21 protein-coding genes are annotated in these 22,639 nt (G+C 38.4%); 13 read left to right on the forward strand and 8 right to left on the reverse strand.

The window, feature by feature from the left end; genetic code table 11:
• Positions 1 to 151: 151 nt before the first annotated feature.
• The 5 genes from CCK98_RS07595 (at position 152) to addA (ending at position 9,782) form a co-directional block, all read left to right on the forward strand.
• The gene (locus CCK98_RS07595; protein WP_088086021.1) at positions 152 to 1,087 is read left to right on the forward strand and encodes an LCP family protein; all 936 of its coding nucleotides are present in this window, start codon (positions 152 to 154) and stop codon (positions 1,085 to 1,087) included.
• Between the two features lie 41 nt (positions 1,088 to 1,128).
• A complete protein-coding gene (locus tag CCK98_RS07600; protein WP_088086022.1) occupies positions 1,129 to 1,794 on the forward strand; it encodes a TVP38/TMEM64 family protein in 666 nt (221 codons plus the stop codon).
• Positions 1,784 to 2,338, forward strand: a complete 555-nt coding sequence (lepB, locus tag CCK98_RS07605; protein ID WP_088086023.1) for a signal peptidase I — start codon at positions 1,784 to 1,786, stop codon at positions 2,336 to 2,338. Before CCK98_RS07600 ends, lepB begins: the two co-directional genes overlap by 11 nt.
• Before the next feature lie 170 nt (positions 2,339 to 2,508).
• Complete coding sequence (gene addB / locus CCK98_RS07610; protein WP_088086024.1) at positions 2,509 to 5,991, forward strand: helicase-exonuclease AddAB subunit AddB; 3,483 nt, start codon at positions 2,509 to 2,511, stop codon at positions 5,989 to 5,991.
• On the forward strand, positions 5,988 to 9,782 hold the full coding sequence (gene addA / locus CCK98_RS07615; RefSeq protein WP_088086025.1) for a helicase-exonuclease AddAB subunit AddA: 3,795 nt from the start codon (positions 5,988 to 5,990) through the stop codon (positions 9,780 to 9,782). The genes addB and addA overlap by 4 nt, the downstream gene beginning before the upstream one ends.
• A gap of 46 nt (positions 9,783 to 9,828) precedes the next feature.
• Here addA and CCK98_RS07620 read toward each other — a convergent pair whose 3' ends face one another.
• From CCK98_RS07620 to CCK98_RS07645, 6 genes are read right to left on the reverse strand one after another with little or no spacing between them, the layout of a single operon-like run.
• Positions 9,829 to 10,047 (reverse strand): spore germination protein, encoded by a 219-nt coding sequence (locus CCK98_RS07620; RefSeq protein ID WP_088086026.1) that lies wholly within the window; start codon positions 10,045 to 10,047, stop codon positions 9,829 to 9,831.
• A 57-nt stretch (positions 10,048 to 10,104) separates the two neighbouring features.
• Positions 10,105 to 10,512, reverse strand: a complete 408-nt coding sequence (locus tag CCK98_RS07625; RefSeq protein ID WP_088086027.1) for a spore germination protein GerPE — start codon at positions 10,510 to 10,512, stop codon at positions 10,105 to 10,107.
• A 5-nt stretch (positions 10,513 to 10,517) separates the two neighbouring features.
• Positions 10,518 to 10,694, reverse strand: a complete 177-nt coding sequence (locus tag CCK98_RS07630; RefSeq protein ID WP_088086028.1) for a spore gernimation protein GerPD — start codon at positions 10,692 to 10,694, stop codon at positions 10,518 to 10,520.
• Positions 10,691 to 11,305 (reverse strand): spore germination protein GerPC, encoded by a 615-nt coding sequence (gerPC, locus tag CCK98_RS07635; RefSeq protein ID WP_088086029.1) that lies wholly within the window; start codon positions 11,303 to 11,305, stop codon positions 10,691 to 10,693. Before gerPC ends, CCK98_RS07630 begins: the two co-directional genes overlap by 4 nt.
• Positions 11,306 to 11,339: 34 nt before the next feature.
• On the reverse strand, positions 11,340 to 11,594 hold the full coding sequence (locus CCK98_RS07640) for a spore germination protein GerPB (protein WP_088086030.1): 255 nt from the start codon (positions 11,592 to 11,594) through the stop codon (positions 11,340 to 11,342).
• A gap of 18 nt (positions 11,595 to 11,612) precedes the next feature.
• Positions 11,613 to 11,834, reverse strand: a complete 222-nt coding sequence (locus tag CCK98_RS07645; protein ID WP_088086031.1) for a spore germination protein — start codon at positions 11,832 to 11,834, stop codon at positions 11,613 to 11,615.
• A gap of 113 nt (positions 11,835 to 11,947) precedes the next feature.
• Between CCK98_RS07645 and CCK98_RS07650 the strand changes: the two genes are divergently transcribed.
• From CCK98_RS07650 to CCK98_RS07670, 5 genes are all read left to right on the forward strand, one after another.
• A complete protein-coding gene (locus CCK98_RS07650; protein WP_256942278.1) occupies positions 11,948 to 12,817 on the forward strand; it encodes a type II secretion system F family protein in 870 nt (289 codons plus the stop codon).
• 112 nt (positions 12,818 to 12,929) lie between these two features.
• Positions 12,930 to 13,838, forward strand: a complete 909-nt coding sequence (locus tag CCK98_RS07655) for a fumarylacetoacetate hydrolase family protein (protein ID WP_088086032.1) — start codon at positions 12,930 to 12,932, stop codon at positions 13,836 to 13,838.
• 140 nt (positions 13,839 to 13,978) lie between these two features.
• On the forward strand, positions 13,979 to 14,338 hold the full coding sequence (locus CCK98_RS07660) for a YisL family protein (RefSeq protein WP_088086033.1): 360 nt from the start codon (positions 13,979 to 13,981) through the stop codon (positions 14,336 to 14,338).
• 129 nt (positions 14,339 to 14,467) lie between these two features.
• A complete protein-coding gene (locus CCK98_RS07665; RefSeq protein WP_088086034.1) occupies positions 14,468 to 14,740 on the forward strand; it encodes a ubiquitin-like small modifier protein 1 in 273 nt (90 codons plus the stop codon).
• 1 nt (position 14,741) lies between these two features.
• On the forward strand, positions 14,742 to 15,014 hold the full coding sequence (locus CCK98_RS07670; protein WP_088086035.1) for a hypothetical protein: 273 nt from the start codon (positions 14,742 to 14,744) through the stop codon (positions 15,012 to 15,014).
• A gap of 116 nt (positions 15,015 to 15,130) precedes the next feature.
• Here CCK98_RS07670 and CCK98_RS07675 read toward each other — a convergent pair whose 3' ends face one another.
• Positions 15,131 to 16,963 carry an aldehyde ferredoxin oxidoreductase family protein gene (locus CCK98_RS07675; RefSeq protein ID WP_088086036.1) on the reverse strand — a complete coding sequence of 611 codons (1,833 nt, stop codon included), beginning with the start codon at positions 16,961 to 16,963 and terminating at the stop codon, positions 15,131 to 15,133.
• A gap of 243 nt (positions 16,964 to 17,206) precedes the next feature.
• On the opposite strand from CCK98_RS07675, the gene CCK98_RS07680 reads away from it, so the two are divergent.
• A complete protein-coding gene (locus CCK98_RS07680; RefSeq protein WP_088086037.1) occupies positions 17,207 to 18,235 on the forward strand; it encodes a ThiF family adenylyltransferase in 1,029 nt (342 codons plus the stop codon).
• 46 nt (positions 18,236 to 18,281) lie between these two features.
• Here the strand turns inward: CCK98_RS07680 and CCK98_RS07685 are convergent, their stop codons facing one another.
• Positions 18,282 to 18,845, reverse strand: a complete 564-nt coding sequence (locus CCK98_RS07685; protein WP_088086038.1) for a DUF2777 domain-containing protein — start codon at positions 18,843 to 18,845, stop codon at positions 18,282 to 18,284.
• A 220-nt stretch (positions 18,846 to 19,065) separates the two neighbouring features.
• Between CCK98_RS07685 and asnB the strand changes: the two genes are divergently transcribed.
• Together asnB and CCK98_RS07695 are read left to right on the forward strand one after the other, a co-directional pair.
• On the forward strand, positions 19,066 to 20,913 hold the full coding sequence (asnB, locus tag CCK98_RS07690) for an asparagine synthase (glutamine-hydrolyzing) (RefSeq protein WP_088086039.1): 1,848 nt from the start codon (positions 19,066 to 19,068) through the stop codon (positions 20,911 to 20,913).
• A gap of 114 nt (positions 20,914 to 21,027) precedes the next feature.
• Positions 21,028 to 22,539 carry an alpha-amylase family glycosyl hydrolase gene (locus CCK98_RS07695; protein ID WP_088086040.1) on the forward strand — a complete coding sequence of 504 codons (1,512 nt, stop codon included), beginning with the start codon at positions 21,028 to 21,030 and terminating at the stop codon, positions 22,537 to 22,539.
• Positions 22,540 to 22,639 lie beyond the last annotated feature (100 nt).

A 22,639-nucleotide genomic window follows, 5' to 3' on the forward strand; every position in this document is an offset into this window, starting at 1 on the left:
TTATTGAAATGTTTAGTTGATATATGAGAAAGTTTTTATTAATAGAAGGATATCTGATAGGGGAAAATGAATTAAATGAAGAAACCCTGAAAAAGAAAAAACAGTTATAAATTTAGAAGAATAAAAAACCTGGATGAATAGGTGATAAACAATGAGATCTGATAAATATCAAACCAAGAAAAAGAGAAGATGGCCATCCGTTTTACTTGTCTTCTTACTGATAATAGGTGCAGGGGCAGGTTATGCTTATTATCAATACAAGCAGGGCGTTAACCAATCATTAAAAAAAATGAATAACAAAGCATCTAATGTTGTCTATGATTTCGAAGGAAAAAAGGATCAGTATGGGGGGACAAATATCCTCGTTCTTGGTAGTGATGCTAGAGGAAAGGAAAAATCTCGGGCAGATACAATCATGATTGTTCATTATAATGAAGACAAAGGAACATTTAAACTAACTTCTATTATGAGGGACAGTTACCTTGAGATTCCGGGGCATGGAAAGCATAAAGTTAACTCCGCATTCGCACGCGGTGGTCCAGAATTAATGAGACAAACTATTAAGCAAAATTTTGATATTGACCTCCAATACTATGTCATTGTGGACTTTCAAGGATTTGTGCAACTAATTGATGAAGCATTTCCCAATGGTGTAGAAATCGATGTAGAAAAGAAAATGTCAAAAAATATTGATGTCACTTTAGAACCAGGTCTGCAAAAATTAAATGGAGCAGAAATGCTCGGGTATGTCCGCTACCGTCATGATGCGATTGGTGATTTTGGAAGGGTAGAACGTCAACAAAAAGCGGTTAAGGCCATTGGGGACCAATTGATGGGCCTCCAAACGATTCCAAAACTCCCGAAGCTAATTGGTGTTGTCACGCCTTATGTGAATACAAATATGAGCACTTCCGACATAACATTTATGGCTAAAGATTTCTTTTCGAATGATCGAGGAAATATCGATACGTTACGGATTCCTGTTGAAAATAGCTATTCCGATGCTCGAGTCTCAGGGGAGGGAGCCGTATTAGAGATCAATGTCGAAAAAAATAAAGAGGCACTCCATCAATTTATTACAAAGTAATCATAGGCACAGCTAATTAGTAAAAAATGAGGAGAAACCGGATGGATATTGAATCATTAAAAGCATGGTTTACGCTTGAACATATTATGAGTCTTATTCAAGAATACCGAGCCCTTGGACCCATACCAGGCGTATTGCTTATTGTCATTGAAGCATTCTTGCCATTTCTCCCATTGTTTTTATTTGTAATGGCTAATGCCAGTGCCTTTGGACTTTGGTTAGGATTTTTGTATTCATGGCTTGGAGCCTGTATCGGGGCAATGCTCGTATTTTCGCTTATTAGAAGGTATGGGCAAAAAAGGTTATTATCCTTTTTACCTAAGCACCCTCAAGTCCGTAAGCTAATGGACTGGGTAGATCGTCATGGGTTTGGCCCACTCTTTCTACTGCTTTGTTTTCCATTTACACCCTCGGCAGTTGTTAACATTGTCGCTGGTCTTTCCAAAATTCGATTTTCCCAATACATGCTGTCCGTGTGTATTGGGAAAATGGTGATGATTTTCACGATTAGTTTTGTTGGCTATGATATTCAGTCATTACTGACGAAGCCTCTTCGGACTGTTGTAGTATTGCTTGTTATTTTCATTCTTTGGTATGTTGGTAAAAGAATTGAAGGCAGAATGAATAAGGGCACGGAAACTGACCATAATGGTGAAATAGATAGAAATTATAAGCAGGAGAAACGGAGGAGCTTTAATGAAGATTGAATGGAAAAAGGAAGGCATGGAATGGGCAAAGGCTTTTGCGATTGGTATCATTATTTTTGCTTTTATTCGTACATTTTTCTTTTCAAATTATGTGGTAGAAGGCGAATCGATGATGCCGACGCTGCAGGATGGTAACAAACTGGTAGTCAACAAGCTTGGTTATCAAGTCGGGGAATTGAACAGATTTGATGTCATCGTTTTTCATGCCAATGAAAAAGAGGACTTTGTCAAACGTATTATTGGGCTGCCAGGGGATAAAATTGAATATCGTGATGATCTACTGTATATAAATGGGCACAAGTACGAAGAGCCATTTTTAAATGTTTATAAACAAAAATCACCTGGAATCAGGATTACTGGAGATTTCAGTTTAAAGGAAATAACCGGTGAAAATATAGTTCCTGATGGAAAATTGTTTGTCCTTGGTGATAATCGATTAGGTAGTTGGGACAGCCGCCAATTCGGTTTTATCTCAGCTAGTCAAGTTGTCGGCAAAGTTGATTTACGTTATTGGCCAATAAATGAAATGGACGTCCATTTTTAGATGAATAGATTAAGGGAGGAGCACGATGATTAAATCGTGTTTTTTTTCTGTCATAAAATTACCATTTTTGCCTCTAATCTGTGTTATCGCAATACAAACGTTTGTGCTTGTTTTATGGTAGAATGAGAGATATAAAGTTTATGAGTGGTTGTGGAAAGCGAGGTTTTTACATGTCATTAAGAATGGTAATCGGTCGGTCAGGAAGCGGAAAAACAGCTATGTTCCTTGATGAAATAAAGGGGCGGCTTGTGGAAAACCCAGATGGGACACCGATCATTTATATCGTTCCAGAACAGATGACGTTTTTATCTGAATATCGCTTGGCAACTGACCCGGCAATTAGCGGAATGATTCGTGCCCAAGTTTATAGTTTTTCCCGCTTGGCGTGGCGTATCTTGCAAGAAACAGGCGGGATTAGCCGAACACATTTAAGTAGTGTCGGGATAAGTATGTTAATACGCAAAATCATCGATGAGCAAAAGGAACAACTAAAGCTTTTTCAGCGAGCTGCAGATAAGAATGGTTTTATCCAGAAGCTTGAGCAAATGATAACAGAATTTAAACGTTACTGTATTACGCCAGAGGAGCTAATTCAAGGCTCATCCTTATCGGGTGAAGATTCCAATGCGTTAAATGATAAACTACAAGATTTAGAAATGATCTATAAAAAGTTTGAGGACGAAGTTTTTGGTAAATATATCGATTCGGAGGATTACTTTCAACTCCTATCCGAGAAAGTATCCTTCTCTTCATATTTAAAAGATGCAGAAATATATATTGATGGTTTTTATAGTTTTTCACCGCAGGAATATCAAGTAATGATCGAATTGATGAAACATTGTAAAAACGTTTCAATTGCATTGACGACTGATCACCTCTCGATTGATTCTCCACCGGACGAGCTTGATCTGTTTCGCTTATCAGGTGAGACTAGTTATTCTCTCTATGATTTAGCTAAAGCTAATGGTATTGAAATCGAGCAGTCTGTTGTTCTAAAAGAACAAAGAAAATGGACAGAGCCGTCTTTAAGTCATTTTGAAGAAAAATTTGATGCCCGGCCTGCAGTATCATATGTTGGTGAGACAAAAATTAATATTTGCCAAGCCGTAAACCGTAGAGCTGAGATTGAAGGGATTGCAAGAGAGATTCGCCAATTAGTCAGGACAAAGGGATACCGGTACCGGGATATCGCTTTATTAATTCGAAATGGCGGGGACTATCATGAGATTGTTGAGCCAGTTTTCGACGATTATCAGATTCCCTATTTTATTGACCAAAAAAGAACGATGCTGAACCATCCATTGATCGAATTCATTCGCTCAAGCCTTGAAGTCATTAATTCCTACTGGCGCTATGAGCCGGTGTTCAGAGTGATCAAGACAGAATTGCTATATCCACTACAAGAAAAGCCGGCAAAAATGCGTGAGAAAATGGATAAACTAGAGAATTATTGTTTAGCTTACGGAATTAACGGAAGTAAATGGACGAAAAAAGAGCGTTGGAGTTATCGACGCATTCGAGGACTGGAATTAGAGGTAAACTCGCAAACAGATCTAGAAAAAGAAATGGAACAAGAGTTAAATGAATTAAAGCTTATGGTAACTGCACCCATTTTACGGTTATCAAGACGTTTGAAAAAAGCGGATTCAGGCAGAAAGTTTTGTGAAGCCATCTATTTGCTGCTAGAGGAATTGGATGTCCCAACAAAGCTTGAAAAATGGAAAGCAGCTGCCGAAGAAAAAGGTAATCTTGTAAAAATGCGGGAGCATGAACAAGTATGGAATGCTGTGATTGATCTCCTGGACCAATATGTTGAAATTCTAGGGGAAGAGCAAGTCACATTAAAGGCGTTTACTGCTGTTTTAGAGTCAGGATTCGAATCCTTACATTTTTCACTTATTCCGCCGGCACTTGATCAGGTACTGATTGGGGATTTAGAAAAATCAAGGCTAAATGAAATCAAAGTAGAATTCGTAGTTGGCGTCAATGAAGGAATTTTGCCTGCAAAAATATCTGATGAAGGAATCCTCTCTGATGAAGACAGGGAAATGCTCCTAGCAACAGGTGTTAAAATCGCACCAAGCAGCCGGACACGTTTGCTGGATGAAAATTTTCTTGCTTATAAAGCTTTTACAGCACCATCAGAAGCCCTTTATGTTAGTTATCCACTTGCGAATGATGAAGGAAAAGCGTTAATTCCATCTTCGTATATTAAGAGAATAAAAGATATGTTTCCTGATGCTAATGAGCTATTTTATTTGACAGACCCATCACAAGTTTCGGAGCCCAGTCAACTAGGCTTTATTTCAAATTTTACAACGACGTTATCTTTCCTTAATGCGCAGCTTCAATGGAAAAAGCGAGGGTACCCCATTTCAAATTTATGGTGGGATGTATATAACTATTACCTTGGAAGTTCGGGAAAGGGCAAAGCTCAGAAAGTGTTATCAAGCCTTTTTTATACAAATTCAGCCGTACAGCTCTCTAAAGATTCAGCGGATGAATTATATGGTGAGGCCATTCAAGCCAGTGTTTCTAGAATGGAATTATATAACTCCTGCGCATTTTCTCATTTCGCTCAGCATGGACTAAAGCTTCGTGACCGGCAAGTGTTTCGTTTGGAGGCTCCGGATATTGGGGAGCTGTTTCATGCGGCATTAAAGCAGATTGCAGATATTGTTAATGAACAAAATCTTTCTTGGGCCGAGCTGTCGAGGAAACAATGTGAAAACCTTTCTAAGGAAGCGGTCAAGTCATTAGCCCCTAAATTGCAAAACGAAATATTGTTAAGCTCAGAGCGCCATCATTATATTAAACGGAAATTGGAGCAAATTATTACACGAGCTTCTGTCGTGTTAAGTGAGCATGCAAAAGTAAGTGGATTCTCACCGATTGGTTTGGAATTAGGCTTTGGACCCAATGGAAAACTGCCGCCACTAACATTTTCACTGAAAAATGGAAAGAGAATGGAATTGGCCGGAAGAATTGACAGAGTCGATCAGGCAAAAGCAGAAGACGACAGCGTCTTTTTACGAGTGATTGATTATAAATCAAGTGAAAAGGATGTCAATTTTAGTGAAGTATATTATGGACTTGCTCTGCAAATGTTAACCTACCTTGATATTGTCATGACCCATTCGAATGAATTGGTTGAGATGAAAGCTAGTCCTGCAGGTGTCCTCTATTTTCACGTTCATAATCCATTCATTAATACAACTAAAATGCTAACGATTGATGAAATTGAAAAGGAAATGATGAAAAAGTTTAAGATGAATGGATTAATGTTAAGCGATCAAAATGTGATCCGGCTTATGGACCAAACACTTGAATCAGGTGATTCACATATTATTGCCGCAGGAATAAAAAAGGATGGAAATTTATCCAAAAAATCCAAGGTTGCTAGTTTATCGGAATTTGACGATCTGAAAACGTATGTCCGGAATTTATATCAGAGAACAGGTAACGCCATTATTGATGGTCAAATAGACATTGCTCCTTATAAATTAAAGGACAAAACACCTTGTACATTTTGTTCTTATAAATCAGTATGTCAATTTGATGAATCAATTGAAACGAATCAATTCCGGGTTCTCACACCCCACTCGAAGGAAGATGTTTTAGAACTAATTAGGAAGGAGGTACGTCAATCTTGAACAATTTCGTCATACCGCCTAAGCCAGAAGACGTGACATGGACAGACGACCAATGGAAAGCAATTATGGCAAAGGATCGAGACATCCTAGTTGCTGCAGCAGCAGGTTCGGGAAAAACAGCAGTCCTAGTGGAAAGAATGATCCAAAAAATTCTCGCAAAAGAAGACCCGATGGATGTCGATGAATTATTGGTGGTGACCTTTACGAACGCATCAGCTGCAGAGATGCGCCATCGGATTGGGGAAGCGTTAGAAAAAGCCATTGATGAAGACCCGTGGTCGCGGCATTTAAGAAAGCAACTGAGCTTATTAAATAAAGCATCGATTTCAACACTTCATTCCTTTTGTATGGAAGTGATTCGAAAGTATTATTACTTAATCGATGTCGATCCCGGATTTCGAATTGCCGATGAAACAGAGGCACAATTAATCCGAGATGAAGTGATGGACGAGTTGTTTGAAGAAGAATACGGGAAAAAAGATAATGAGGCATTCTTCAACTTGGTCGATTCATTCACAAGTGATCGAAGTGATGCCGCATTAATGGATATTGTTCGATCGATATACGATTTTGCACGCTCTAATCCCTTACCGGACCAATATTTAAAGTCAATCATTCGTATGTATGATGTTTCAGCTATTAATAATCTAGCCGAACTCTCCTTTATTCAGGCACTTCTTTTTGATATTGAGTTGCAACTAGAAGCTTCCAGAGAAATGATTAAGCGGGGATTAGAAGTAACAAAGCTCCCTGGCGGACCGGCACCGAGAGCTGAAAACTTTTTAGATGATTTAAAGATGATTGATACTCTTCTTCTTGCCAAGCAGGACTCATGGGAAACTCTATATCAAGCAATGCAGACCTGGTCTTTTTCACGGGCAAAGCAAGTGAAAGGTGACCACTATGATAAAGAGCTGACAGAAAAGGCCCAAAAACTCCGAGAAAAAGCGAAGAAAAAAATCCAAGATATCAAAGAAGAGCTATTTACGCGAAAGCCTGAAAGCTTTTTACGTGATATGGATGAGATACGGCCGTTAATAGAAACGCTAGTTCATATTGTCAAAGAATTTTCTCTGCGGTTTGAAAAGGTAAAAAGAGAAAAAGGGCTTGTAGACTATGCAGATTTAGAGCATTACTGCCTAGCAATTTTGACAAAGGAAATCTCAGCAGAGGGAGAATTTCTTCCATCCGAGGCGGCACTCGCTTACCAAAGGCATTTTAAAGAGGTCTATTGCGATGAATATCAAGACACAAATATGGTCCAGGAAACGATCCTAAAGCTTGTAACTAAAAAGGATGAGTTAAATGGTAATATGTTTATGGTCGGAGATGTTAAGCAGTCGATTTATCGCTTTCGTTTGGCTGAGCCGAACCTTTTCTTAGGCAAGTATAATCGCTTTAAAGCCGATGGAGATACTACGGGACTACGTATTGATCTAGCAAGAAATTTCCGAAGCCGAAAAGAAGTGCTCGATGCAACCAATTATTTATTTAAACAAATTATGGGGATTAAAGTTGGTGAAATCGAATACGATGAGGCGGCAGAATTGCGTGCTGGCGCACCGTATCCAGACGATGAGCCCTATCCGGTAGAACTTTTGCTTATTGATCAAAATGCACAGGATAATGAGTCGCCTGTAACGGAAGGCGAGACAGAGGTGTCAGAACTAGAAGAATTTGATGCTATCGGTCTTGAACAATCCCAACTCGAAGCGAGGATAATTGCTTCTAAAATAAAAGAACTAGTTGCAAGTGGAGCACCCGTATATACTACAAAAACGAAATCCAATCGGCCACTTATGTATCGGGATACGGTCATCCTGCTCCGTTCAATGACTTGGGCTCCGCAAATTATCGAAGAGTTTAAGCAACAAGGGATTCCTATTTATGCTAATCTTTCAACAGGGTATTTTAATGCAACCGAAGTGGCAATTATGATTTCATTACTACGAGTTATTGATAATCCCTTCCAAGACATACCGCTTGCAGCTGTTTTACGCTCACCCATCGTTGGGTTGAACGAAGAAGAACTATCAATCATCCGCATTCATCAGAAGCGAGGTTCCTTTTGGGAGGCTGTTACCGCTTTTTGCAAAAGTAAAGAATCCAAAAATACGGCCGAATTTTACCAAAAGCTGCGCCGCTTTTATGACTTTCTAGCAGAGTGGCGCGAGGTGGCAAGACAGGGTTCGTTGTCTGAGTTAATTTGGCAGCTCTACCGTGATACCCAGTTTTATGACTTTGTCGGCGGTTTACCAGGGGGAAAACAACGCCAAGCTAATTTACGGGCATTATATGACAGAGCTAGACAGTACGAACAAACATCGTTCCGTGGACTGTTCAGGTTTCTTCGTTTTATCGAGAGAATGATTGAAAGAGGGGACGATCTTGGTGCAGCAAGGGCACTTGGTGAGCAAGAAGACGTTGTCCGGATTATGACCATCCATAGTAGTAAAGGACTTGAATTTCCCGTTGTATTCATGGCGGGAATGGCACGGACTTTTAATATGGCCGATGTTCGGAAACCATATATGCTCGATAAAGAATACGGATTTGCATCTAAGTATGTAAATGCGGAAAAAAGGATTTCTTACCCATCCTTACCGCAAATTGCTTTTAAGCGAAAAAAGAAAATGGAGATGCTCGCGGAAGAAATGCGCGTGTTATATGTGGCGATGACAAGGGCGAAAGAAAAACTTTATTTAACGGCTACGCTTAAAGATGCGCAAAAAAAAATCGACCAATGGAATGAAGTTTCCTCCCATACAGAATGGTTGTTTAAGGATTATGAGCGGGCAGCAGTTTCAAGCTATATTGACTGGATTGGACCAGCGCTTGTTCGCCATCAGGAAGCCAATGAACTAAGGCTTAGTAGTACGGGAAATGCCCTTGTTCCTGAGGAAATTACAAGTCATCCTTCTTCATGGAAAATTTCTCTAATAAGTGCAGAAGAAATCAAGAAGACGGAATTAGAAATCGGGAAGAATGAAGACCAATTTCTTGAAATGGTCCAAAAAGGGGAACATGTCCCAGCCACGTCGCCATTTGATGAAGAAATTAAGTTACGCTTAGACTGGGAGTATTCCTTCTCAAATGCCGCAGCCCATCGCTCCAAGCAATCCGTTTCTGAAATGAAACGCCAAAGAGAAATGGCAGATGAACAAAGTGGGACGGACCTTGTGAACCATGTGAATCACTATAAAAAGTCGATAGTTAAACGCCCGAAATTTATGCAGGAAAAGCAATTAAGTCCAGCTGAACGGGGATCTGCCATGCATATGGTTATGCAGCACGTAGATTTAACCAATTCAGTTAGTCAAGAATCTCTCCAGGAACAGTTAACATGGATGGTAAACAACGAATTGTTAACCCCAGACCAAGCAGAAGTCATTGACAAAAATTTAATTGTTCAATTCTTTCATTCAGATTTAGGGATTAGATATTTTAACGCAAAAGCAATCAACAGAGAGGTTCCCTTTACCCTTTCCATGCCTGCTCGTGATGTGTACCCCACCTGGAAGGATGAAGAAGAATCTGTTTTTGTGCAAGGGATCATTGACTGTGTCTTTGAGGATGAAAACGGTCTTATTTTGGTCGATTATAAAACGGATCAAATTTCCGACAGGTATAAAGGTGGGTTTGACCAAGCAAAGTCCATACTTGAAGACCGTTACAAGATGCAAATTAACTTATATACAAGAGCAATTGAACAAATTTGGAAAAGAAAGGTCACAGAAAGGTATTTATTTTTCTTTGATGGGGCCCATCTTTTGAAGGTTGAAAAGGATTAAGTAAACAAAAAATGACATAGACCATTTAGATGGTTTATGTCATTTTTTAATTATTCCCTGCAATTGGCTGGTCAATTACATTTGTATCAAGTACATTGGTCCCGCTTAACCCGGAATTATTTACTATAAATCCACCGGTATTAAATGCACCGGAACCCCCATTCGTCTTAGAGGCGCTCTTTGGAGAGATATACACGGCATCGCCAAATTGCACAATACCTCCACTTACGTTAACGATTTGGACTGGACCTATAATCGCTGGCATGACAAACATCCTTTTTTAGTATATTCCCGGCATTTTCCCTTAACGTAACTTATGCTTTTATCTTTGTCCCTGTACTTCTACTTCTTCTTCTTTTCTAGGAATAGGAAGTAACTGTCGAATATGCTTAATTCTAGTCTCCATGGAAACATGGCGGCTGTTCCCAACGTGTAAAATGGAAGCTGAAGATATCGCGATAATATCTATTTTACCTACCCTAATTAGTGGGTTGGGATTTTGGCGGGCGTATGAAAAAGGTTCATCGATAGGTTGAAAAGGAATAGGTTCAGAATAGACTCGGTAAGGGGATAAATTCCCTTCATTTCCATAAAATACATCGGTTTCCCTTTGGACAGCGAGTGCTCTTGAAAGTCCATTGATGATACAGGAATCCCCTAGCTGTACCGTAGAGGCAAAAGAGACAATTTTAATATTTATAGTGTCTACACAAGAGGTTCTCTGCAACATGTTGGTCACTCCGGTGAGAGGGGAACAAAAGGACCTATGATTAACGATTCTGCAGGGGTATCAAAAGTTGAGGCCAACTGTATCGTTTCCGTATCTCCTACCATGACTAACGATGAACTTGCTACCCCAGTGATTTTTATATTTTCGACAAAGAGTTCTCGGTTATAAACCTCAAAGTTCATTCTGTTTTCATTCCTTTCAAATTTTCAGGTAAATTGCTGAAAAAAACCATTACCCCATTTTGAATCTCCTTTTTTAATCCTTCAATAATTAAATCGTCGGAAGGGGCATTTTCAAAGGAGCGGCTACTAGCGGAATGGGTGTTTAAATGTTGTTCAATTCTGCCAGGAAGTTGTTTAATGATGTCTTGTTTTATGAACGATAAATATTCATCATTCGGTTGAACGGTTAATTCCCTTTGGGCATTTTCTACTAATTGAGGTAGATCCGTTTCTAAATATCTGTAAATAGCTTCCTCAATTTTCATTGATCTTTGCATTTGATGTTTGGGTGATATTGGTGTGGATAAGGATTGATTTTGTACTGCGAAGTCTTCGATTCCTGCTAATTCGGATGGGTTCAGCCCTATGTTTAATGTGCCTTCAAGCGTCTCAACTTTCAATTGATCAAATTTATATTCAATTTTGTCAACATGGATAGCCTTTTTATCATTTAATTTTTTCATATCTTCTTTCATTTTTTGGAGAGCGTTCTCTAAAGCTAGGATTCTCTGCTCCTGTGCTTGAATACACATCTGCAGCCATTGAAGATATTGGGAATAATCCTGATACATGTAATCACCTCACAATTATTTCACCAATGGTTTATCAAGTTTCGTTTGCTTGGGAGGCTGACATATCCTGCTTTCTAACGGCGGCTTGTAATGGTACTGATGGTGCCCCTAATGATGCGCCTGAAGGTTGAAGCGTTTGTGGTGCTGGTTGTGTAAAGCCACCGGTATTATATAAATGAGATGTAGGTTTGATAATTCCAGCACTGCCTATTTGTAAGACTGAGGAATTGGTAATCCCGCCAATTTTAATGAAATTAATTTGAATGGTCTGCTGGATATAAAAATTCATTTGAAAATCACCCATTCATTAAGCATTAAGTGCAATTCCTTGATCGTAAACATCTGAATCATGGGTATTTGTGGAACTAACATTATTATGGAGCTGTAAGCTATCCCCTGTGTTAAAGGAACCAGCACCGGAAAAGGTTTTTGCAGTAGAAAATGGCATAATTTTATAAACATCTCCAATATGGAAAACAGAACTGCTGCCAAGTGTAATGACCTGTGCAACTCCAACAATCGCTGGCATTTTCAACACCCTTTTTTCATAGTATCTTCTACATCCTATGTATGGGCGCAGGTAATGTGATTGATTCGCCCAAATAAATTGGAAACTGAGGCTTGAGCATTTATGGGATTTATTTGATTAGGTTTGAAAAAAAGGACAATGTAAAAGAGAGAGTAAATTTCTTCTTACTAAATGAACAATCCAATCCCTTGGAAGTAGAAGAGAGTGAAAAACAACAATCGTTTTTTGTAAGATTTATTAAACCCTTATTTCTTGATTTTAAAAAAAGCTTTAAAAAGAGAATGCCAGGGGAAAAAGAAGCAAAAATAGATCAAAAGCTTCAACTGGCTGGAAATCCTTTTGGTATGACTGCTGTTGATTTTCGGATTGTTCAGATCGTATCAATAGTTGTTCTTCCGCTTATATTTGGAGGATATGGAGCACTGTTAAATGCTGGAACTGGGGCCATTGTCCTCTTTATATTGGCAGGGTTTCTTCTTGGTTTCATTGCACCTCACCAATATTTAAAGAAGAAAACAAAGGCGAGAAGTCGTCATGCCTTAAGGGAATTTCCTGATATATTGGACCTTTTAACAGTAAGTCTTGAAGCAGGACTTGGATTTGATGCCGCAGTGTCGAAGGTTATCTCAAAAAAAGAGGGGGTCCTCGCTTACGAATTTCATCGTTGTTTGGAAGAAATTCGGCTTGGGAAAACCAGAAGGGAAGCATTAGCAGGTATTAGAGATAGGCTTGATGTAGATATTGTTAGAGCGTTTATCAGTAATGTTTTACAAGCTGAAAAATTAGGAATCGGCATGGTTCGAGTGCTCCGAGTTCAATCCAATGAAGTCAGAGAACAGAGAAAGCAACGGGCGGAAGAGACGGCTATGAAAGCACCAATCAAAATGCTCTTTCCGTTAGTTCTTTTCATATTTCCAAGTTTATTTATCGTTTTGTTAGGACTGGCAATCATCCAATTTATCGATACTTTTAAAAATAGTTAAGGGCTGATTCCCTTTTAATTAGGGATCAACATTTTTGATTCTTTATATTTGTTCGGTTCATCTGTTTCTTTTAATATATAAAGTGTAATTACTATAAATTGAGGTGAAACCGATGAAATTTGTAACAGTCAAACATAATCATGAAACGTTTGTTGGTTTAGTAGACTCAGATGAATCAAAAGTCCTTTTACTAAATCCTGCTGAAGAAGTAAGGACAGGGAAGAGAAGTTTCCCATCTTCATTGCAGGAATGTATCGATTTAGGAGAAAGTTTTATCGAACAAGTCCAAGGTTTGCATGATTGGGTAATTAGTGGTGCGCATGCTGCATCTTTATATGTCTCATTGGATGAAGTCACCTTGCTTGCTCCTATTCCAAGACCAAACAAGAATATTTTCTGTGTAGGAAAAAATTATGCAGAGCATGCGATTGAAATGGGTAGTGAAGCAGATATCCCGGAACATGTAATGGTCTTTACGAAAGCCCCAACAACTGTTATTGGACCGAATGAAACAGTGCTAAACCATCAAGATGTAACGAATCAACTTGATTATGAAGGTGAGTTAGCTGTCATCATCGGTAAAAAGGGAAGGGCGATAAAAAAAGAAGAGGCTCTCGACTACATTTTTGGTTATACCATTCTGAATGATGTGACCGCACGAGACTTACAATCAAGACACAAGCAATTTTTCATTGGTAAAAGCTTGGATACTACCTGTCCAATGGGACCCTGGATTGTCCATAAAAGCGTGATAGAAAATCCCAACCATTTAAATATAGAAACAATTGTAAATGGGGAAGTAAGACAGAGTTCAAATACAAAGAATTTTATTTTTCCGATTGAGGAGGTTATCTCCGTTCTTTCGGCCGGGATGACACTTGAACCAGGCGATATTATTGCGACCGGTACACCAGCAGGGGTGGGAAAAGGGTTTAAGCCTCCTAAATTTTTATCCTCTGGCGATCAGATGGAAGTCACCATTGAAAAAATCGGAACACTTAAAAATACCATTAAGCAATAGGCACTCGTTAAACACCTCAAAATAGTAGGGTAACATATCCATGTTTGTTACTAGATTGACTTACTTTTTTCGTTTTTATCAAAGATTTATGGTATGATAAGGTCGAAATAAATGAATTTCATTCATTAGGAGGTACTATATTGATTCACGGTCATATCACTGCATGGGTTTTAGCTTTAATTTTATTTTTCATTGCACTTTCCTTACATAAAAGTGGAAAAGCAAAAGGATTTAAAATTCTACAAATGATCTTACGAGTATTATACTTAGTTATAATAGCAACAGGTGTAGGACTTCTGTTTTCGGTTTACAGAATTGATGTGTGGTATATTTTAAAAGCAGTTGTAGGTCTATGGATAATCGGATTATTTGAAATGATCCTTGGCCGTGTGGCTAATGACAGAAGAACTTCTGTATTCTGGATTCAGTTTATCATTGCATGGGTGCTTGTATTATACCTAGGCTTTGCAAAATTACCAATGTCATTTTTACACCCATAAAACCTAATGTAACTAGTAAAGGCTGCCGAGAATTTCGGCAGTCTTTTTATATTTGCAAAAATGATAAACATCGTGACAACTGCTTAGTTTGGTCTTAATATTGAAATTAGTAGAGAGGAGAGGATCCATATGCTCGTAAAAGTGTTTGCTAATCTCCGGCAAATATGTGGTGGGGTAACGGTAGACGTTCAGCCTGATGGTGAACGGGTAATAGATGTACTTGATAAAATGATAGAAATGTTTCCACTATTAAAAGATGAAATCTTTACAACTGAAAAGGAACTGCTTCCATTTGTTCATGTCTATGTCAACGGAAGAAATATCATCCACCTTGATGACCTTCAGACAAAAGTAGAAGAAAAGGATCAATTTGCTCTTTTTCCGCCTGTTGCAGGTGGCTGATATGGTTATCAGAGAATTAGAGTTTCGTGGTATTAGAATTGAACATCTTGGTCTGTATTTTGAAGAACTTGGAGCTTTACAGAGAACAGATATGTTTCCATACGTCTATGAGGCGGATAACTGGAAGGGACAAATACTTTCGGAAAAGGAAATTTCTTTTACTTCAAGTTTTAAGGTGAATACCGTCCAAGTTCGATTTTGTGCAAAGGACGATCATGCTCTAGATGTGTTAATCAAAAATTACCGCTATAAAACAACAAGAATTGGCGGTTAATTAAGAATAGCATTAGCGCCTGTTTAGGAGCTTGCGCAAGCAAGTTATCTAAGTTCAAAAACTTACGCATTGAAAAAAAGCTTCTGCACTTGTGCAGAAGCTTTCTAAATTAATTCTTAGACACTTTGTTTTACTTCAGGATCGATAATTCCTAATTCACGAAGCTTTTCATCTGTAACGAGGCCGTCTTTCCAGCCGCGAACTTGATAATATTCTTCTAGCATGATATCCATCCGGCTTACATGGCCCGCACTGTTTCCAGACGCTGGTTCTTCTGTAAAACGTTTTGGAAGGAAGTCATCTTCACGTTTATTAAAGCCTGCAAGATTGTTGTAATAACGTTCAAGATTATAGATTCTTTCCCCAGCCTTCATAACATCCTCAGCTGTTAGTTGAACTCCAGTCATTGAACTATATTGCTCTGCATAATGCTCTGCGTTTTCTGAGAAGGATGAGAACTTACAAATATTCATAGAATCTGAGAATGCAAGCATATCTTGGAATACTTTTAGTAATTCGCCTTTTCCTTCTGGCTTTAATCGGTCAGTTGGTTCAGGAATACCGGCAATTTCACTGGCTACAGTGTATCCACGAAGGTGACATGCACCGCGGTTACTTGTAGCATAACCAAGTCCAATACCTTGAATGCCGCGAGGATCATAGGCAGGGATGGATTGGCCTTTAACAGACATTGATAATTCAGGTGCACCCCAAAGTGCTGTTGCACGTGCAGGCCCTTCAGCAAGTACGCCGCCAAATCCTTCACGGTAAGCGATTTTTTTGGTTAATTCAATCATAGAATCAGCGTCGCCCCAGATTAATTCCTGATTAATAATCCCTTTTTCAAAAGCTTCCATAGTAACGGAGAAACAATGTCCAAGTTCAATTGTATCAAGACCATATTCATTACAGCGGTCGATCATATATGAAATCGCTTCTGCATCACTTAATAAACAGTTTGATCCAAGTGACCAAGCGGATTCGAATTCGATGCTCTCTACACGTGTTTTATATTTACCATCTTTTACTTCTACCTCAATTTTACAACCAACCGGGCAGGCATGGCATGTCTTGTTAGCAACACGTAAATTAGTGTTGTAATATTCACCACTGTGTTTCTCAGCTTCATCCCAGTGTGTTAATTGGGAGTTCTTTGTTGGAAGCGCTCCCACTTCATTGATCAAGTTGGTTAATACATTTGTTCCATATACGGATAATCCGCCTTTATTAGGTGCCGTTAAGCCGCCATCAAGGATCGCCTTTACAGCTTTTTTATTGGCATCTTTGTAATCGGAATCTAATTTTGGTTGTGGCATATTGCCTTTTTGAGCAGCTTTGATAACAATTGCTTTTAATTTTTTATAGCCCGCAACAGCAGCTGTACCACCACGGCCTGCAGCACGGTCATGCTCATTAATAAATGCAGCAAAGCGGACGGTGTTTTCACCTGCTTGACCAATCGTCATAACACTTAGGTCTTCTTCACCGTGTTCGTCTTTCATTGCTTGAATAAAGGCACGTGTGCTTGTTCCCCAAAGGTTTGAAGCGTCACGAAGCTCTGCTTTACCTTCTTCAATAAATAGGTATACAGGCTTGTCACTTTTTCCTGAAAAAATAATATTATCCACACCTGCCCATTTGAGCCGCGCTGCAGTCCACCCGCCGATGTGTGAATCCGTTACCGTACCAGTCAGCGGAGATTTAGTAACAACACAAAGCCGTCCGCTCATCGAAGAACGTGAGCCTGTGACAGGGCCTGTCATAATACAAATGATGTTTTCTGCAGATAATGGCTCGACTTCAGGGCCGTTATCTAAAACATACTTAACCCCTAGGCCACGACCACCTATGTACTTAACTGCATCATCTTGGTTGATTCCTCTGTAATCAACCACACCATTTGTTAAGTCGACTAATACTTCTTTGTTTTTAAAACCGCCTAGATTCAAAGTTTTTCCCCCTCATTCCCATATTAAAAAAATATATACTAATCTCTTATAATATTAGATATTGTTATTAGAGATTCCTCCCAAATTATACTAAAACCCATTATTAATTATATCTTTTTTCCATTATTTTTAAAATTTAAATATTTATAAAAGACAATCGAGCATAATTTGGTAAGATAATAGTAATATAACTTTTCCTTTTGCGGAGCATGGTTACATTTTATCTTAGGAAAGAGGTGGATCATGAGTGATTTAGGACGCTATTCAAGACAAATTCTTTTTCAACAGATTGGCGAGTCAGGACAAATGAAATTGCAAAATAGTAAAGTGGCAATTGTCGGGGTTGGTGCACTTGGCACGGTAATCGCAAACCATCTGGTTCGTTCAGGGGTTGGCTATATAAGGTTAATTGATAGGGATTTGGTTGAACTATCAAATTTGCAGCGGCAGACACTTTTTGATGAAGAGGATGCAAAATTACAGCTCCCAAAGGTAATTGCTGCAAAAAAAAGATTAAATAAAATTAATTCTACTATTACAGTCGACACTGTAATTGCCGATTTAAATCTAGATAATGCAGAAGAATTATTAAAGGAATTTAATTGTATCGTTGATGGTACTGATAATTTTATGACACGATTTTTAATCAATGATGTGGCCGTTAAGTTCGGAATCCCTTGGGTTCATGGTGCTGCTGTAAGTTCAAGGGGCATGTTTACCACGATAAAACCCGGAATCACACCCTGCTACCGCTGTCTCTTTCCGCATGTCCCATCTGGGACGGGGGAAACATGTGATACAGTCGGAGTATTGTCACCATTAACGGATATTATCGGTTCCTTTCAAGCCATGGAAGCAATGAAAATATTAGTTGATGAAAAAACTACACCTAATCTAGAACAAATTGATATTTGGGATTATACCACCATGCAAATGGATATTTCAGAGGGTAGAAATCCAAATTGCCCGACATGTGTAAATCATCAATTTGATTTTTTAGATCGATCCTCGGAACTCCAGGTCGCCTATACGACACTTTGTGGGCGTAATACAATCCAAATCAATCCAAGAAATAAACGCGAACTAGATGTAAAAAAGGTGGCTGCGAATCTTAAGAAAAGTGGTAAAGTATCAGGGAATGACTACTTAATCCGTTTTACACCTGAAGAAGATATTTCTATTGTCGTGTTTAAAGATGCACGTGTATTGATCCATGGGACAAATGATGTGGTCCAAGCAAAATTGCTTTATTCAAAATACATCGGGAACTAAATTGTTTCCAAATGAAAAAGGCGTGGGCGGTGCCCATGCCTTTTTCTTATGAGATCATTTTTTCGATTACTAATCGTTTTCCGGTATTTAATGTAAATTCAAATCGATCATTAACTTTTTCAAAGTAACAAAAGTGGTGCTGGACATTACAAATTTGCTCCTGATTATCGAAAACCAGAAAATTAACTCCATCCTTGCGGTTTTCATCCGATAAGAAGGATAAATGGTTGTAACAATAGATGCAATCGTAAATAGAAAAGTTTAAGGAGTTTAAAGTGGTCACAAATTGAAAAAAAGCATCATCATTGATCCCATCTAAAAGCCTCTCAAGCGAATAAATTAAATGTTTCCTAATTCTTACTAAATCATGGTTACGAAGCATCGTTGATTCGTTTCCAATTCGGACCTTTCCTGTTTCATACAATTTACCTTTCTTCCAACGATTCATTCGGAAGACTTCTATTTCTTGCTGAAGGTAATCATCTAACATTTCAGCTTCCTCTGTTTCCTCATCAAAAAAAATCCATTGTTCATTAATTTGTTCAACAGTTCCTTCTGTGTATGCTCTTTCCTGAAAATCGTAAAGTCTCATTCGTTGTTGTCGATTCATTATTAACCTCCGTGCCAGATGCTATCATATTCTTTTTAGACATCTTCATGAAATTTTATAACTGAAAGATAAAGTATTATCTTTTAAATCATTTAACTGTTTGTTGCTTCATTGCACTTCCGCTTTTCTATATGGACAATTAACCATTTCCTATGGGCTGAATACTATAAAAACATGAATTCATGTACAGTAGTTCTGTTATTGAGGAGTGTGATAGGAAATGTGTGGTATTACAGGCTGGATTGATTATGATAAATCAATTAAGAACGAAGCGGGTACACTTACAAAAATGACCAATACACTGGCAAAAAGAGGACCTGATGAGACTAATATCTGGTCTGAGACACATGTCGCTTTTGGCCATAAGAGACTTATTGTTGTTGACCCTGAAGGGGGAAGGCAGCCAATGTCCAAACAAAAAGACGGGTTCCATTACACCATTTGCTACAACGGAGAACTATATAATACAGAAGATATCCGCAAAGTTCTCCATACTAAAGGATATTCATTTAAAGGTCATTCTGATACAGAAGTTCTATTATCTGCCTATATAGAATGGGCGGAAGAGTGTGTCAATTACTTGAATGGGATTTATGCATTTGCCATCTGGGATAGTAAGAAGGAACAACTCTTTATTGGACGTGACCGCTTAGGAGTCAAACCATTATTTTTCAGAGAACACAAGAAGGGGCTTTTATTTGCCTCTGAACTCAAGGCTATTTTAGCCCATCCAGAAGTGAAAACAGAAATTGATCAAGAGGGGCTTGCTGAGATCTTTGGAATCGGCCCTTCCAGGTCACCGGGGTCTGGTGTATTTAAAGGGATTAAAGAACTAAGACCAGCCCATGCATTAACATTTTCAAAAAATGGTTTAAAAATTTGGAGATATTGGAATGTAAAAAGTGGTCAACACAAGGATAATGTGGAAGAAACAGCAGAAAAGGTTCGTTATTTAGTCACCGATGCCGTAACAAGGCAGCTTGTTTCCGATGTTCCTCTAAGTACCTTTTTGTCTGGCGGACTAGATTCTAGCATCATAACGGCCATTGCCGCAAAGGGTTTCCAAGAGCAGAACAAAGGACAGCTCCATACCTATTCAATCGATTATGAAGGTAATGATAAATTCTTTTCTTCAAATGAATTCCAGCCGGATGCTGATGGGAAATTTATTCAAATGATAACGAATAAATTTAATACAAAGCACCATAACAAAATTATTACTCAAAAGCAATTAGTCAATGATTTGGTGGAAGCTACACATGTCAGAGATCTTCCAGGGATGGCTGATGTGGATTCATCGTTACTATGGTTTTGTAAAGAAATTAAACAGGATTTTGTTGTCAGCCTTTCAGGGGAATGTGCTGATGAAATTTTCGGGGGGTATCCTTGGTTCCATCGAAAACAAGACTTAGAACGTCCAGGATTTCCGTGGATGAGATCTGTATCAGAAAGACAAAATTTGTTGAAATCGCATTGGCAGGAAAAATTAAAATTAAATGACTACGTAATGGAAAAGTATTATCAAGCGGTCGCCGAAACCCCGAGGCTAGAGGGTGAAAGCGGGGAAGATTCTAAGCGCAGAGAATTATTTTATATTAATATGATTAATTTTATGACGACATTACTTGATCGAAAAGACCGAATGAGCATGGGCGCAAGCCTGGAAGTCAGAGTTCCCTTCGCTGATCACCGTCTTGTCGAATATGTATGGAATATCCCATGGGACATGAAAATGTATCGAGGCAGGGAAAAAGGGATTCTTAGAAAAGCCTTTGAAGGTATATTACCAGAGGAAGTATTGTACCGGAAAAAAAGCCCTTATCCAAAAACACATAATCCTGCCTATACCATTGCCGTTCAAAAACTGGTGGAAAATATATTACAAGATAAATCCTCAGCATTGCATGAATTTTTTAATAAAGAACAGCTTGAGAGTATCGTCAAGTCTGGTGGTAATTCATTTCAAGAACCTTGGTTTGGGCAGTTGATGACAGGACCACAGTTATTAGCATATCTTGTGCAGCTCCACACATGGTTTAAGGATTACAATATTAACATAGTAAATTAAAAATGAATTTCCGATAAAACGAAGAATTAATATTTGGAATAAGGACTTGATTAGATTAAAATGGTGTAGGGAAGAGGATATCCTCTTCTTTTTTTTAGAGGAGGATATAACTTTATGAAAAAAATTACACTGATTTTAATGCTATTATTACTAAATTCATCATTTCCTGCAAATGCTGCTGTTGAAAAGGAAGAACGTTTGTGGCAGGATGAATCCGTTTATTCTATCATGGTAGATCGTTTTAACGACGGGGATAGAAAAAATGACATCGATGTTAATGCCAAAGACCCATTAGCATATAACGGCGGTGATATCCAAGGTATTATTGATAAATTGGATTACATCCATGATATGGGATTTACTTCGATTCGACTATCTCCGATAGTTGACAATGCGAAGAATGGCTACCATGGTTTTTGGGTGAATGATTTTTACAAAGTGGACGAGCATTTTGGCACAATTAAGACTTTCCAAACGCTTGTAAAAGAAGCGCATAAGCGAAAGATGAAGGTTATCATGGATTTTGTGACGAATAATGTAGCTGCGGAACATCCATGGTTAAGTGATACTAATAAGCAGGACTGGTTTCATAAAAAAAAGGATACCCTAGCTGGAAATGAAAATCAGAAGGAGCTTGAAATGGACTGGTCGGATGGCCTGCCTGACCTTAATCAGGACAACCCTGAAGTAAAAAAATACTTAATTGATGCAGCAAAATGGTGGATTAATAAAACAGATATTGATGGGCTTAGTCTACCAGAAGTAAATTATGTTCCAGTAAGCTTTTGGACAGATTTTTCAACTGAAGTTAAGAAAGAAAAAAAGGATTTCTTTCTGTTGGGAGTCATGTCAAAAAATACCTCAACTAATCTGAAAGAGTATGAAAGTGCCGGAATAGATAGTGTAGTTGATTACTCGTATAGTGAAAAGTTAAGAAAAACGTTTGCAGGTACGGATCAATCTTTCAGCACACTTTATTCGGATGCTGATAATGGTCAGAACGCCTTATTAAGGGCAAATTTTATGGATAACGAATATACGTCAAGATTTACGAGTGATATTGTGGCAAAGAAACAATTCCCAGGCTCACGCTGGAAAACTGCATTGGTTTATCTTTATACGACGCCTGGAATCCCCTTCTTTTATTATGGAAGTGAAATTGCTTTAAATGGGGGAGAAATCCCGGATAACCGTGGGCAAATGAGCTTTCGAGCGGAAAAGGAACTGATTGATTATATTACCAAGGTGAGTGAATTAAGAAATCAGCTTCCGTCGCTAACAAGAGGGACAATGGAAATGCTCTATGATCAAAAGGGAATGGCAGTTTATAAACGAGTTTATAAAGGTGAAACGTCAATAATTGCCATCAATAATTCGAGTAAATCCCAAAGTGTTACTTTAACAAATAGGCAAATTGAAGGTGGAAAAGAGCTGCGGGGCCTGTTGGCAGGAGATAAAGTTAAAAGTGAAGATAATAAATACATGATCATCCTTGATCGGGATAATTCTGAGGTATATATTTTAGCTGAGAAAAGTGGCATCAAATTCTCATTAATTGCTAGCGTAGTCGTTGTATACCTGTTGTGTTTCTTATTTCTTTATAAAATAAGGAAACGAAGAAGATAAAATGTCGGGGAAATCCCCGACATTTTTTTAAAAGATAAAAAAGTATAAGTATTTGAACTTAGATAACTGTCTAGCTCCGGCGCCCAGCGTCTAGTGGACT

This window comes from Bacillus sp. OV166, from assembly GCF_900177675.1.
Taxonomy (GTDB): domain Bacteria; phylum Bacillota; class Bacilli; order Bacillales; family Cytobacillaceae; genus Neobacillus.

Excerpts from the sequence above, each read along its gene's own strand:
- CCK98_RS07595 (WP_088086021.1), top strand. The coding sequence starts at position 152 with ATGAGATCTGATAAATATCAAACCAAGAAAAAGAGAAGATGGCCATCC.
- CCK98_RS07600 (WP_088086022.1), top strand. The coding sequence starts at position 1,129 with ATGGATATTGAATCATTAAAAGCATGGTTTACGCTTGAACATATTATG.
- lepB (WP_088086023.1), top strand. The coding sequence starts at position 1,784 with ATGAAGATTGAATGGAAAAAGGAAGGCATGGAATGGGCAAAGGCTTTT.
- addB (WP_088086024.1), top strand. The coding sequence starts at position 2,509 with ATGTCATTAAGAATGGTAATCGGTCGGTCAGGAAGCGGAAAAACAGCT.
- CCK98_RS07620 (WP_088086026.1), bottom strand. The coding sequence starts at position 10,047 with ATGCCAGCGATTATAGGTCCAGTCCAAATCGTTAACGTAAGTGGAGGT.
- CCK98_RS07625 (WP_088086027.1), bottom strand. The coding sequence starts at position 10,512 with ATGTTGCAGAGAACCTCTTGTGTAGACACTATAAATATTAAAATTGTC.
- CCK98_RS07630 (WP_088086028.1), bottom strand. The coding sequence starts at position 10,694 with ATGAACTTTGAGGTTTATAACCGAGAACTCTTTGTCGAAAATATAAAA.
- gerPC (WP_088086029.1), bottom strand. The coding sequence starts at position 11,305 with ATGTATCAGGATTATTCCCAATATCTTCAATGGCTGCAGATGTGTATT.
- CCK98_RS07640 (WP_088086030.1), bottom strand. The coding sequence starts at position 11,594 with ATGAATTTTTATATCCAGCAGACCATTCAAATTAATTTCATTAAAATT.
- CCK98_RS07645 (WP_088086031.1), bottom strand. The coding sequence starts at position 11,834 with ATGCCAGCGATTGTTGGAGTTGCACAGGTCATTACACTTGGCAGCAGT.
- CCK98_RS07655 (WP_088086032.1), top strand. The coding sequence starts at position 12,930 with ATGAAATTTGTAACAGTCAAACATAATCATGAAACGTTTGTTGGTTTA.
- CCK98_RS07665 (WP_088086034.1), top strand. The coding sequence starts at position 14,468 with ATGCTCGTAAAAGTGTTTGCTAATCTCCGGCAAATATGTGGTGGGGTA.
- CCK98_RS07670 (WP_088086035.1), top strand. The coding sequence starts at position 14,742 with ATGGTTATCAGAGAATTAGAGTTTCGTGGTATTAGAATTGAACATCTT.
- CCK98_RS07680 (WP_088086037.1), top strand. The coding sequence starts at position 17,207 with ATGAGTGATTTAGGACGCTATTCAAGACAAATTCTTTTTCAACAGATT.
- CCK98_RS07685 (WP_088086038.1), bottom strand. The coding sequence starts at position 18,845 with ATGAATCGACAACAACGAATGAGACTTTACGATTTTCAGGAAAGAGCA.
- asnB (WP_088086039.1), top strand. The coding sequence starts at position 19,066 with ATGTGTGGTATTACAGGCTGGATTGATTATGATAAATCAATTAAGAAC.
- CCK98_RS07695 (WP_088086040.1), top strand. The coding sequence starts at position 21,028 with ATGAAAAAAATTACACTGATTTTAATGCTATTATTACTAAATTCATCA.